Raw genomic sequence first — 12,216 nt, forward strand, 5'->3', positions numbered from 1 at the left:
CCGGACGCTCTCCTGCCCGGCCGGGCGGCCGGGCATGTGCGGTGCTCGCGCGCCGTGACGCACGGCACAGCCCGCATACTTCCGGAGCCCTTCCCCGGTGGCCGGGAGAACCGGCCCGGGTTGGTCCGAACGAGTGTCCGGCGGGCATTCGTGTGAAGAGTGATGCCGGTGGGGCGCGCCCGCCCGGGCGCCCGAGCCGCCGCCGGTGCGGGCGGGAACGCGGGCCGGGCGGGCCCCGCGGCGCGGGCGGAGCCCCGCCGATCCGGCTGCGGTCGGCTCGCGGCGGGCAGTACCCTTGATCGTCCGGCCGCCCGGCGCCCCGCCGACAGTCCGTCAACAGGCTGATGGCGGTCCGTCAACGGTCCTCGCGCCCGCGGGGGCCGGCGGCAGCAACCAGATGAGGTGGCGCATGGTGTTCCCCGCCGGCGGCCGTGGCCCCGGGCCCGACGGCCCCGACCGGGGCGCGGCCCGCAGCGAGGCGCCCACGGTGGTCATGCGTCCCACCCTGACCGGCCGCACGCTGGTGCCCGCCCAGGGCGGCCCGGTCGAGATACCGGCACTGGCCTGGTCGGCCGGCGAGTGGGAGGACGCCTACCAGCGGGTGCGGCTGTCCGGCCGCGCCTACGTCTGGCTCAACCTGGTCGAGCAACGGCTGCGCTCCCTGGTGGACGAGGTGCTGCACCCGATCTACGCCCCCGCCCACGGCGAGGACTGGGTCACCGCGGCCGCCGGACCGGCCGGCGAGGAGTGGGCGCACCGGGCCGGGGCGGTGCGCGAGGTCAGCCGCCGCAAGGGCTACCTGCTCGACCCGGCCGACGACGACCCGCTGGTCTTCCTCACCCTGCCCCAGCTGCGCGAGCTGATGGTCCAGCACTGGCCGTGCTTCGAGCCGTACCTGGCCGACCGGCGCGAGATCGAGCTCGCGCTGGACGAGCTGGAGGTGGCCCGGCACGTGGTCTCCCGCAACCGGGTGCTCACCCAGACCGTCCTGGCGCAGACCGAGCGCGCCGCCGCCCGGCTGCTGGCCGTCCTGGACGGCGGCGCGGGCGGGGTGCCCGCCGACGTGGTGGAGTCCCTGGTGGCCGGCCGGTACGCGGACGTGGTCGCGGTGCACGCCGACCGGGTCCGGCTGCAGCGCGACCTGCCGGTGGAGGACCTGCTGGACGGCGCCCGGCGACTGGACGCGCTCGGCATCGGCCTCGGCATGCTCTGCCAGAACTACACCGGCAAGCGCCTGGTGCGCCTCGCCGGGGAGGGCTGCCGGGTCCGGCTGCTCTTCCTCAACCCGGCGAGCAGCGCGGTGCGCCGCCGCGAACGCGAACTCGGCCTCAGCCGCAGCGAGTTGTCCCGCTCGATCGAGATGAACATCATGCACGTGCGGCGGGTCCGGGCCCGGCTGCGGGACCAGGGCGGCTTCGAGATCCGGGTGTTCGACGAGACCCCGCGCTTCACCGCCTACCTGGTCGAGGGCCCCCGGGCCACCGGCCAGGCGGGCGGCCGCCGGCAGGGCCGCGACCTCGGCGTCATCCAGCCCTACCTGCGCCGCTCCCGCGGCATGGAGTCCCCGGCGCTGGTGCTGCGCGGCGGCGCCGGCCAGCAGCCCGGCGGCACCGAACCGGGGCTGCTGGAGGTCTACCGCGAGGAGTTCGAGGGGGTCTGGGCGGACTCCCGGCCCGTGTCGTGAGGGCCGGACGCCCCGGGAAACCCCGTGGTCCCGGCGGCGGCGGGGCTGACAGACTGCGGTCCGTGAACAGCTATCCCGCCTGGACCCTGGTACCCGCCGCCGTCGACGACCTCGAACGCATCACCGACCTCAAGGACCAGGTCATGCGCGCCGACCTGGAACGCCTCGGCCGCTGGGACCCGGACCGCTCCCGCCGGCGGGTGGCGGACTCCTTCTCCACCAGGTGGACGTCCGTGCTGCTGGTCGACGGCGCCTTCGCCGGCTCCGTCGCCGTCCGGCCCGACCCGCAGGGCGGCCGCCACCTGGAACTGTTCTACCTCGCCCCGCACCTGCAGGGCCGCGGGATCGGCGGCGCCGTGCTGCGCCGGCTCCTCGCCGAGGCCGACGCCGCCCGGGAGCCGGTGCGCCTGATCGTCCTCCAGGGCAGCGCCGCCCGGCGGCTCTACGAGCGGCACGGCTTCACCGTCGTCCACGAGGACCCGGTCGACGTCCACATGTACCGCCCGGCCCCCGAGCCCGCCCCCGTGACCACCCCGGACCAGGCGCTCACCCGGCTCCGGGACTGCGCCGCCCTGTGGAGCGGCGGGGCCGCCGACGGCCGGGTGGTGGTCGACGCGGCCTGCGAGGCCCTGGTCGTCGGGCTCGACGGTCCGGCCCTGCGCGAACTGGCCGCCTGCTCCTACCGCGAGGCCGCCACCGAACTCCACACCCTGCTGCCCGCGGCCATGGCCGAACAGGGCCTGGTCTTCCACCCCTTCGGCGGCGACGGCGCCGAGGAGGACGTCCTGCGGGCGCTCGCCGTGGCCTTCCTGAACGGGGAACTGACACCCCGGGAGCTGACCCGCGCCGCGCACCAGCGCTTCGGGCACGAGCTGGACGCGGCCGACCCGCTCTCCTGCCTCGACGACGAGTACGACACCCTGGCGTACAGCACGCGCAGCCGGGACGAGGTGGACGCCGACGTCCTCGCCGAGGCCCGCCGACTGGCCGGGACCGACCCGGCGCCGTAGCGATCCGCCGGTGCCTGCCGGTGCCTGCCGGTGCCCCTGGGATCCCGGGCGTTCGGGGCGCCGCCGACCGGCTCGACCGCACCCGTTCCGGCCCGTCCGCGACGCCGGCGGGCCGACCCGTGGGCCGGGTTGTCGGTGGGGCGGGTGATGATGGGGGCTGTTTCGAGAGACAGGACGGAAGGACACACCTGATGAGCTGGTGGCAGCAGCCACTGGTCGGCTTCGACCTGGAGACCACGGGCACCGACCCGGCCGTGGACCGCATCGTCACGGCCGCGCTCGTGGACACGGTCGGGGCCGCCCGGGTGGGGGCCGCGCACTGGCTGCTCGACCCCGGGGTGCCGATACCCGCCGAGGCGGAGGCGATCCACGGGATCGGGGACGCGGTGGCGCGGGGCAAGGGGCGGCCGGCGAAGGAAGCGGTGGAGGAGATAGCCGCCGCGCTGTGCGAGCGGATAGCCGCCGGGAGACCGGTGGTGGCGTTCAACGCGCCGTTCGACCTGTCGCTGCTCGACGCCGAGCTGCGCCGGTACGGACTGGCGACGCTCGCGGAGCGCCTCGGCGGGCCGGTCGGGCCGGTGCTGGACGCGCTGGTGATCGACCGCGCCGTGGACAAGTACCGCAAGGGCTCGCGCACCCTGCAGCGGGTCTGCGAGGTGTACGGGGTGGAACTGACGGACGCCCACGAGGCGGGCAGCGACGCGCTGGCCGCCGTCCGGGTCGCCGTCGCACTGGCCGGGCGCTACCCGGCCGAGGTGGGGGCGGTCGCTCCGGCCGAGCTGCACCGCCGGCAGATCGACTGGTACCGGACGTGGGCGGAGGGCCTGCAGGCCTGGCTGCGCCGCGGCAAGGACCCGCAGGCGGTGGTCGACCCGCGCTGGCCCGCCCGCTAGCCGCGCGAGCCCGGCCACCGGCCCGATGGCCGCCCGCCCCGTACGCCCCGCCCCGGGCCCGGAGGGCGGCCCCGGGCAGGTCCACCGGCTCGACCACACCTGAGGGGGCCCGGCCGGCCGACGGCCGGGCCGACCCGCCGGGTCCGACCGGGGCCCCGCCGGGGCTACTGCAGGTCCAGCCCCACCGGGTGCGCGAGGTCCACCGGGCAGACGAACACGTGCAGTTCGCCGAAGCGCCCGACGGACAGGTCCGGGTCTCCGCCGCTGTCCACGGTGAGCAGGTGGACCATCCGGGCGCCGCAGCCGCAGTCGATCGGGATCAGGTCGGTGGAGTGCCAGGACGGCCAGCCGCCGAGCTTCCAGCCGTCCGCGCAGGACAGCGCGCGGTGGTACTCCAGTTCGTGCCGCTGCGCGAACTCCTCTGCGGCGTCGTGGAGTTCACCGGGCAGCTCGTCCTGGTCGGGCAGGTCGAGGACCTGCTCGGGGCGCAGCGCGCAGGGCGTCGGCAGGTAGTACTCGTCGCTGCGCCGGGGTGCCGGCGGGGTGACCGGGGAGAGGTCGGCGGCGCGCTGCCAGTGCAGTTCGACGTTCGGGCCGTAGTAGAAGCGCTGGCCCTGGATGTCGTCGTGGTCGTTGGGGCACCAGAGCACCTGCAGCCGGTCGGTGCCCTCCGGCCAGGGCAGGTGCGGGGCGTCCTCGGCGCGGATGTGTGCCAGCGGTACCAGGGCCGTGCCGGCCGCGGGCCGTTCGGCGACCTTGCGGTGGAGGCGCCAGTTCGTGAGGTCGAGGGAGCCGGCGCCGGCCATGATCCGGCGCTGCTCGGCGGCTTCCTCGGAGGTGAGGACGTGCGGGTCGCCGCCGGCCCGGGCCCGCTCGTGCAGCGCGCGGTCGATGCCCTCCCAGATCGCGCGGTCGGCCGGGGAGACGTCCTGGTAGTCGTCGTCCAGGTGCTTGGCCGTGCAGTGCGGCCAGGGCTCGCCGGCCGGCCACAGAGCCGGGCCGCCGATCCGGCTCGCCGCCGGTTCGGGTGTCGCGGCGTACGGGTGGAGCAGCGTGGCGGGCCGCAGGTAGGGAGCCAGTCCCGGTACGGCGGCGACGAGTTCGGCGGGGGTGGGGCTGCTGTCGGTCACGCCGCACACCCTAGGGCCCGTCTTCGAAGCCCCGCCTGTGGGGGGCGACGCCGGGAACTGCGTTACTGCGCCGGGAAGTCGAAGGTGTAGCCCTGGGCGACCAGCCAGGGCAGCAGCTGCTTGAGCGCGGCCACGGTCTGGCTGCGGTCGCCGCCGCCGTCGTGCATCAGGATGATGCCGCCCGGCTTGAGCTGCTTCTGGACGGTGGCGACGATGGCCGGCACGCCGGGGCGGGACCAGTCGCGCGGGTCGACGGACCAGCCGAGCGAGGACATCCCGAGGCCCGCGGTGATGTGCTCGTTGTCGGCGTTGAAGCCGCCGCCCGGGGCGCGGAACCAGTCGACCCGGGTGCCCGGGCCACCGGCCTGGACGATCATGTCGCGGGCCGCGCCGATCTCGTACGCGGCCTTGTCGTGCGGGAGCTTCGCGAACGGCTGCGGGTGGTGGACGCTGTGGTCGCAGAGCCGGTGCCCGGCGGCCAGGACGCGCTTGACCAGGGCCGGGTTGGCGGCGGCGTTCTGGCCGATCTCGCAGAAGGTGGCCTTGGCGTGGTACTGGGCGAGCAGGTCGAGGATCTGGCCGGTCGCGGGGCCGGGGCCGTCGTCGAAGGTGAGGGCGACGGTGCGGCCGCCGGAGGCGGTGGAGCCGATCACGGTGCCCGCCCCGGGGTGCTCGGGCGGCGCGGCGGGGGAGGAGGACGCGGCGGGGGAGGAGGATGCGGCGGGCGAGGCCGGCACCGCGGGCGCGGCCGGGGAGGCGGGGGCGGAGGAGTCCCCCGGTCGGGGCGTGCGCGGCTTCACCGGGACGGCCGGAGCGGCCGACGACGAGGACGCGGCCGACGACGAGGACGCCGCGGACCCGGAGGCGCCCGCGGCCGGCGGTATCCCGTCGGAGCCGGGCGTCGGGGCGATGGTGGCCGCCGCCGTTCCGCTCGGGTGCGCGGCGACCGGCGGCTGGGCGGCGGTGCTCGGCGACTGCAGCGCGCCGCTGGCGGTCCCGCACGCGGCGAGCCCCAGCACGGCGGCCAGCCCGATGCAGCCCGCGATCAGTCGGCGCCCGGAGCGGGAGGGGAGGGTCGGAGCGGAGGGGCGGCGGGCGGTCCGGTGCATGGCGGCGGCTCCTGAGGTACGAGTACGGTGCCGATCCCTCGGGTCAGGATGACTGTCCGGTAGGACGCCGAGCCTACGTGCCGTGGTTGCGCGCCGGACCGCCTCCGCCCGGGACTCTTCTCACACCCGCCCCGGTTGGCACCCGGCCGCGGATCGGGGTAGCGCCCCGCCGTCAGAACGGGTACCAGCGCACCCCGGTGGCACCGTCCCGCAGGGAGTCGACCCGCCGCCGGAACTCGGCCAGGGCGGCCGGGTTGCTCGCGGCCTGCTGCGCGACCCAGGAGGCGCTGGCGGTCTCGCGGGCGCCGCGCAGCACCGTGAAGCCGGGCCACTCGCGCACGTCCCAGCCGTACGCCTCGGTGAACGCCCGGTACTCCTCGCCGGGCACGCCGTAGCGGTCGTGGGCGAGGGCGAGGACCACCAGGTCGTGCTCCCGCAGGTCGTTCGCGACGAATTCGAGGTCGAGCAGCACCGGTCCGTCCGGGCCGACGTGGACGTTGCGCGGCAGCGCGTCGCCGTGGATCACGCCGGGGTGCAGCCGGGGGACGAGGTCGGGCAGGGCGGCCTCGAAGGCGTCCCGGCGGTGGCGCAGGAAGGCGACGTCCGCGGGGTCGACGTGGCCCTCGGCGGAGGCCAGCCAGCGTTCGACCGGGGCCAGCAGGTCGCGCCGGCCGAGCGGCACGGGCGGTACCGGCAGCCGGTGCAGGGTGCGCAGCAGCGGGGCGAGGTCGACCGGGCGGGCGGGGCGGACGGCGGGTGCGAGCCGGTGCCAGAAGGTGACGGGGTGCCCGTCGGCGAGCTGGGGTTCGGGCGCCACCGCGTCGTACGGGCGCACCACCGGGACGCCCTGTCCGGCCAGCCAGTGGGCGACGGTGAGCTCGCGGTGCGCCCGGTCGTACAGCTCGGGGCCGCGGCCGACCTTGGCGACCACGGCCGGGTCGCCGAGGTCGAAGACGGCGTTCTCGCCGAGTGCGAGCAGCCGGGCGTCGCCGGGGCCGGGAAGTCCGGCGGACTCGCAGGCGTGGGCGAGCAGCAGCCGGGCGCGGCCCTCGTCGAAGGGGATCATGACTGGGCTCCGTTCCGGCGGTGTTCACCCGGGGGACCCGGGACGGTGATCATCATGACGCACCGACGCCGGGCCCCGCGCGTTGCGGGGCCCGGCGTGGTGCGCGTCACCGGCGGCGGCTCAGACCCCGACCCGCCGGTGCCGGGCGGCGCCGTCCGCGGGGGCGGCGGGCCGGGGGTGCGGGGCGTTCGCGGCGCCGGGCGGCGGCACGGTCTCGCCGTGCGACAGGTCCGGCAGCCAGTTCAGCCAGCGCGGCAGGTACCAGTTGCGCTCGCCGAGCAGGCTCATCACCGAGGGCAGCAGCACGGCGCGGATCACGGTGGCGTCGATCAGGACGGCGACCGCCAGGCCGACGCCCATCTGCTTCATGGCCTGCATGGACAGGGTGCCGAAGACCGCGAACACCGCCACCATGATCACCGCGGCGCTGGTGACGACCCCGGCGGTGGAGCGGATGCCGTGGGCGATCGCGGCGCGGGTCGGCAGCCCGCGGTCGTGGCCCTCCTTGATCCGGGAGACCACGAAGACGTGGTAGTCCATCGAGAGCCCGAAGAGGATCACGAAGAGGAACAGCGGCACCCAGGACTCCACGGCGCCGACGCCGGCGGTGCCCAGCAGCGAGGCGCCGACGCCGTGCTGGAAGACCAGCGTCAGCACCCCGTACGCGGCGCCCACCGACAGCAGGTTGAGCACGACGGCGGTGAGGGCCACGGCCGGCGAGCGGAAGGAGGTGAGCATCAGCAGGAAGGCGAAGGCGATGACGAAGCCGAAGACCAGCGGCATCGAGCCGGTCATCCTGGCGTTGAAGTCGTACGACCCGGCGGTGTGTCCGGTGACGGGGGCCTCGGTGCCGGGCACCCTGAGGACGGTCGAGGGCACCAGGTCCTCGCGCAGGGTCCTCAGCGCGTCGTTGCTGGTGGCGTCGTTGCCGGTGCCGTCGAGCGGGATGTCGACGGTGGCGACGTTCTCGGCGGGGTGCACGGCGACCTCGACCGGGCCGTGCATCCGCCCACTGGACAGTGCCCTCGCTTTGAGGTCGGCGATCGCGGCGGTCATCGCGGGGGAGTCGATGTCGGCGGCCTTGATGACGACGGTGGCCGGGGCGGGGCTGCCGGGGAAGGCGGCCTCGATCTTCTGGGAGGCGGCGACGAGGGCGTTGCCCGCGGGCAGCTGCTGCCGGAAGGTCAGGTTGGCGGTGTGCATGGTGAGCAGCGGTGCGGCCAGGGCGAGCAGGAAGGCCCCGGCGAGCAGGGTGGACGCCAGCGGGCGGCTCAGCACCGGGGTGAGCACCGCGTTCCAGAACCGTCCGCCGGTCCGGTCCGCGTCCGGTCGGCGGAGCCGGGTGAGGAGGGGCACCCGCCCCTTGTCGACCCGGTCGCCGAGCATCGACAGCAGGGCGGGCAGCACGGTCAGCGAACCGAGCACGGCGGTGATCACGACCAGGATGGTGGCGAAGGCCATCGCCCGGAAGTCGGCGATCCCGGTGAGGAACATGCCGGCCATGGCGACCACCACGGTGACGCCGGAGACGAGCACGGCCCGGCCGCTGGTGGCGGCGGCCACGGTCAGTGCGGTGTGCGCGTCGCGCCCGGCGGCCCGTTCCTCGCGCTCGCGGCGCAGGTAGAACAGGCAGTAGTCGACGCCGACGGCGAGGCCGACCAGCAGCATCACGGAGCTGGCGTCGTCGCTGGTGTGCAGCAGGCCGCTGCCGAGCGCGACCAGCCCGGCGGCCGCGACGAAGGCGGTCAGCGCGAGCACCACCGGCAGCACGGCGGCGACCAGCGCCCCGAAGGCGATCAGCAGGATGCCGAGGGCGAGCGGGACGGCCGTCCACTCGGCGCGGGAGAAGTCGTTCTTGAACTGGTCCTGGATCCACTTGCCGGAGCTGGCGTCGCCGAGCTCGGCCACGGTCAGGCCGGGGTTCTGCCGCTGCACGCCGGCCACCGCGTCCATCACCGCCCCGACGTTCGCGACCGCCTCGTCCCGGTCGCCCTTGAGCGTGACCAGGACGAGCGCGGAGTGGCCGTCCGGGGAGACGGCCTTGGTGTCGTACGGCGAGCGGATCCCGGTGGCCTTGCCGGTGCCGTCGACGGCGGAGACGACCTGGTCGACGGCGGCGCGGAAGTCGGGGTCGTCGGCGCTGCGGGTGACGCTCTGGACCAGGACGGTCTCGCTCGCCGGGCTCGTCAGGCCGGCCTCGTCGAGGATCTTCGCGGCCCGGGAGACCTGTCCGGGCATCGACTCGGCCTCGGTCACCTTGGTGCTGCCGTGCATGCCGCCGAGCACCGCGGCGAGCACGACGAAGAGCAGCCAGCCGAAGACGGCGGTCTTCCGGTGCCGGGCGCTCCAGACGCCCATCGTGGCGGCGATGCCGAGTCCGGCCTGGGTGGGTCGGGACTGCACGGGTTTCACGGAGGTTCCCCCTGGGAGAGCGGCGGTTCGTCGCCGGTCGTGAGCGGCGGTGGCCCTGGTCGTCCGAACCGCCTTGTGCTGCAGGCCGGTTGCGGATCCGGCGTCGCAACCGACAGTAGGGAAGGCGGGGTTGGGCGGGAATCGGGCTGGCGGGTGAGCCTGCCCTGGGGTCTGCCTCGGGGGGAGGGGTGGGGTTTTCCCTACCCCCCGACCCCGAGAACTCCACCTGGGGGTAGGGGGTCCGGCTCCACCCTGAGGGGGAGGTGACTCCACCCGGAGCACGAGGTCAACGGGTCCGCGCTCGGGGGAAACTGGGTCGGGGCCGTTTCGGGGCGGTCCCGCACGGGGGTTGGAATACGGGGGCTCCTTGCCGGGCGGCAAGCCAGTGCTCGTACGATGATGCCCCACGTCACTTACCTGCCGACCGGCAAGGGCCTGCATCCCGTGCAGGCCCGGACCGGTCCTGCCGTCGCCCAGCGTCCCGTCCCCCAAGGGCTGCGGTGAACCATGCCCAGGAGGCATCACGAGCATGTTCCACCGACTAGGACACTTCGTCGTTCGTCGCGCGTGGTGGGTGATCGCGGCGTGGATCGTCGCGATGATCGCCATCGTCGGCTCCGCGCCGAAGGTCACCTCGCAGACGGACGAGTCCGCATTCCTGCCCAAGCACTACGAGTCCATCCAGGCCGCGCAGCTCCAGGAGCACGCGTTCCCGGCGAGCTTCACCCCGTCCGCGCTGCTGCTCTTCGAGCGCAACGACGGCCAGGCGCTGACCACCGCCGACCAGGCCTCGATGGACAAGATCGTCACCGGTCTCACCGACGCGAAGATCCCCGCCGTCGAGAAGATCCTGCCGGTCGACCCCAAGACCTCGAAGTCCAAGGACGGCAAGTACGCGCTGTCCATGGTCGGCATCGACAAGAACAAGATGGAGAGCCAGGAGTTCCCCGACGCGGCCAAGAAGCTGCGCGAGGAGGGCACCAAGCTGGCCGACGGCAGCGGCCTGAAGTTCCAGGTCGGCGGCCAGGCCGCCAGCAGCCTGGACCAGAAGGACGCCTCCGGCGCCACCGACATGATCGTCATGCTCGGCAGCCTGGTGCTCGTCATCCTGATCGTCGGCATCATCTTCCGCAGCATCCTGGCCGGCATCCTGCCGGTCCTGCTCTCGCTGGTCATCGCGATGCCGGTGGCCAACGGCCTGATCGCCGACGCGATCAAGGTGTTCGACCTGAAGTCCTCCCCGATGACCTCGGCGATCCTGATCATCGTCGTGCTCGGCGTCGGCACGGACTACTTCCTCTTCCTGTCCTTCCGCTACCGCGAGCGGCTGCGCCTGGGCGAGGACCGCAAGACGGCCGTGGCCAACGCCGTCGGCCGGGTCGGCGAGGCGATCGCCTCCGCCGCCGGTGCCGTCGCCGTCGCCTTCGCCGTGCTGATCCTCTCCAGCCTGGGCATGTTCACCGCGCTCGGCCCGGCGCTGGCCATCGCGGTCGTCGCGACCGCCCTGGTCTCGCTGACCCTGGCCCCGGCCGTGCTCGCCGTCATCCCGTCCCGGGCCGTGTTCTGGCCCGGCAAGAAGTGGATGCAGGAGCCGCAGAACGCCCGCTTCGCCGCGCTCGGCCGGATGACCGGCAAGAAGCCCGGCCTGGTCGCCCTGGTCTCCGGCGGCATCCTGCTGCTGCTGACCCTGGCCGGCGTCAACTACAACGGCACCTACGACCTGGCCGGCAGCTCCATGCCCAAGGGCAAGGAGTCGATGGTCGTCCAGGACAAGCTGATGACCGCCTTCTCGGCCGGCACCGCCGACCCGAGCCACGTCTTCCTGACCAGCACCAACGGCTCCAAGCTCAGCGAGTCCACGCTCAACGACTTCGCCGGCAAGCTCCAGGGCGTGCCCGGGGTGGCCTCCGTCGTCACGCCGAGCAGCGAGAACAAGGCGATCAGCGCCGACGGCACCACCGGTGACTTCACCGTGATGCTCAGCGACGCGCCGGCCTCCAACAAGGCCATCGACACCATCGCGAAGGTCCGCGACACCGCCCACGCCTCGGCCCCGGCCGACAGCAAGGCGCTGGTCGGCGGCATCACCTCGGTGTACAAGGACATCAACACCGCGATGGCGCACGACTACACGCTGGTCTTCCCGATCGCGGCCCTGCTCATCATGATCATCCTGGGTCTGCAGCTGCGCAGCGTGGTCGCGCCCTGGTACCTGATGGCCTCGGTCGGCCTCGGCTTCGGCGGCACCCTCGGTGCCACCACCGTGGTGTTCCAGAACATCAAGGGCGAGCAGGGCCTGATGTTCATGCTGCCGATCTTCATCTACCTCTTCGTGGTGGCGATCGGCACCGACTACAACATCCTGATCATCGCCCGCCTCCGCGAGGAGGCCCGCGAGGGCCGGACCCCGCGCGAGGCGGCCCGCGAGGCCGTCAAGCACGGCGGCCCGACCGTCGCGGCGGCCGGCTTCATCCTGGCGGCGTCGTTCGCGACCTTCATGCTCGCGGGCAACGTGCTCTTCATGGAGCTCGGCTTCTCGCTGGCCTTCGGCATCGTGCTGGCGGCCTTCGTGATGGCGATGTTCTTCACCCCGGCGCTCACCGCGCTGCTCGGCCACCGCGCCTGGTGGCCCGGCCACGCCGACAGCCCCGGTCACGGTCACGGCGGCGGTCCGGCCCCGCTGGCGGGCACGCACGGCGTGCCGGAGCCGGCCGGGCGGCGCTGACCGCAGGCCCACCCCGGGCCGACTGGGCCGATCCCGGGTCGGTCGGCGGGCCGACCCGGACCGATCCACAGGCGGGGCCCCCCGCCCGCGGGGGGCCCCCCCCCCCCCCCGGGGGGGGGCCCCCCGGGGGGGCCCGGGGGGGGCAAACCCCCGCCCCCCGGGGGGGGCCCGGGGTAACGCCAGGGGC

Annotated in this window: 8 protein-coding genes; 4 read left to right on the forward strand and 4 right to left on the reverse strand. The window is 74.5% G+C overall.

Going from position 1 to position 12,216, the window contains the following annotated elements; translation table 11 throughout:
* The first annotated feature begins 409 nt into the window (after positions 1-409).
* The 3 genes from ACIRST_RS23890 (at position 410) to ACIRST_RS23900 (ending at position 3,587) form a co-directional block, all read left to right on the forward strand.
* The gene (locus tag ACIRST_RS23890; RefSeq protein ID WP_350523575.1) at positions 410-1,684 is read left to right on the forward strand and encodes an SAV2148 family HEPN domain-containing protein; all 1,275 of its coding nucleotides are present in this window, start codon (positions 410-412) and stop codon (positions 1,682-1,684) included.
* 62 nt (positions 1,685-1,746) lie between these two features.
* The gene (locus ACIRST_RS23895) at positions 1,747-2,694 is read left to right on the forward strand and encodes a GNAT family N-acetyltransferase (protein ID WP_402804193.1); all 948 of its coding nucleotides are present in this window, start codon (positions 1,747-1,749) and stop codon (positions 2,692-2,694) included.
* Between the two features lie 191 nt (positions 2,695-2,885).
* Positions 2,886-3,587 (forward strand): exonuclease domain-containing protein, encoded by a 702-nt coding sequence (locus tag ACIRST_RS23900; protein WP_350523577.1) that lies wholly within the window; start codon positions 2,886-2,888, stop codon positions 3,585-3,587.
* A gap of 164 nt (positions 3,588-3,751) precedes the next feature.
* On the opposite strand, the gene ACIRST_RS23905 is transcribed toward ACIRST_RS23900, so the two are convergent.
* The 4 genes from ACIRST_RS23905 to ACIRST_RS23920 form a co-directional block, all read right to left on the reverse strand.
* Positions 3,752-4,717, reverse strand: a complete 966-nt coding sequence (locus tag ACIRST_RS23905) for a DUF1963 domain-containing protein (RefSeq protein WP_350523578.1) — start codon at positions 4,715-4,717, stop codon at positions 3,752-3,754.
* Positions 4,718-4,779: 62 nt separating this feature from the next.
* A complete protein-coding gene (locus ACIRST_RS23910; protein ID WP_350523579.1) occupies positions 4,780-5,826 on the reverse strand; it encodes a polysaccharide deacetylase family protein in 1,047 nt (348 codons plus the stop codon).
* Between the two features lie 172 nt (positions 5,827-5,998).
* Positions 5,999-6,892, reverse strand: a complete 894-nt coding sequence (locus tag ACIRST_RS23915; protein ID WP_350523580.1) for an aminoglycoside phosphotransferase family protein — start codon at positions 6,890-6,892, stop codon at positions 5,999-6,001.
* A gap of 120 nt (positions 6,893-7,012) precedes the next feature.
* Complete coding sequence (locus tag ACIRST_RS23920; protein ID WP_402804296.1) at positions 7,013-9,250, reverse strand: MMPL family transporter; 2,238 nt, start codon at positions 9,248-9,250, stop codon at positions 7,013-7,015.
* A 583-nt stretch (positions 9,251-9,833) separates the two neighbouring features.
* On the opposite strand from ACIRST_RS23920, the gene ACIRST_RS23925 reads away from it, so the two are divergent.
* A complete protein-coding gene (locus tag ACIRST_RS23925; protein WP_402804194.1) occupies positions 9,834-12,029 on the forward strand; it encodes an MMPL family transporter in 2,196 nt (731 codons plus the stop codon).
* Positions 12,030-12,216: the final 187 nt, after the last annotated feature.

The sequence above is a fragment of the Kitasatospora sp. NPDC101447 genome, assembly GCF_044767225.1.
In the GTDB taxonomy this organism is placed as follows: domain Bacteria; phylum Actinomycetota; class Actinomycetes; order Streptomycetales; family Streptomycetaceae; genus Kitasatospora.

What these genes read in the sequence shown, in the direction of transcription:
- ACIRST_RS23915 (WP_350523580.1), bottom strand. Translation starts at nt 6,892, where the DNA reads ATGATCCCCTTCGACGAGGGCCGCGCCCGGCTGCTGCTCGCCCACGCC.
- ACIRST_RS23925 (WP_402804194.1), top strand. Translation starts at nt 9,834, where the DNA reads ATGTTCCACCGACTAGGACACTTCGTCGTTCGTCGCGCGTGGTGGGTG.
- ACIRST_RS23920 (WP_402804296.1), bottom strand. Translation starts at nt 9,250, where the DNA reads ATGGGCGTCTGGAGCGCCCGGCACCGGAAGACCGCCGTCTTCGGCTGG.
- ACIRST_RS23900 (WP_350523577.1), top strand. Translation starts at nt 2,886, where the DNA reads ATGAGCTGGTGGCAGCAGCCACTGGTCGGCTTCGACCTGGAGACCACG.
- ACIRST_RS23910 (WP_350523579.1), bottom strand. Translation starts at nt 5,826, where the DNA reads ATGCACCGGACCGCCCGCCGCCCCTCCGCTCCGACCCTCCCCTCCCGC.
- ACIRST_RS23890 (WP_350523575.1), top strand. Translation starts at nt 410, where the DNA reads ATGGTGTTCCCCGCCGGCGGCCGTGGCCCCGGGCCCGACGGCCCCGAC.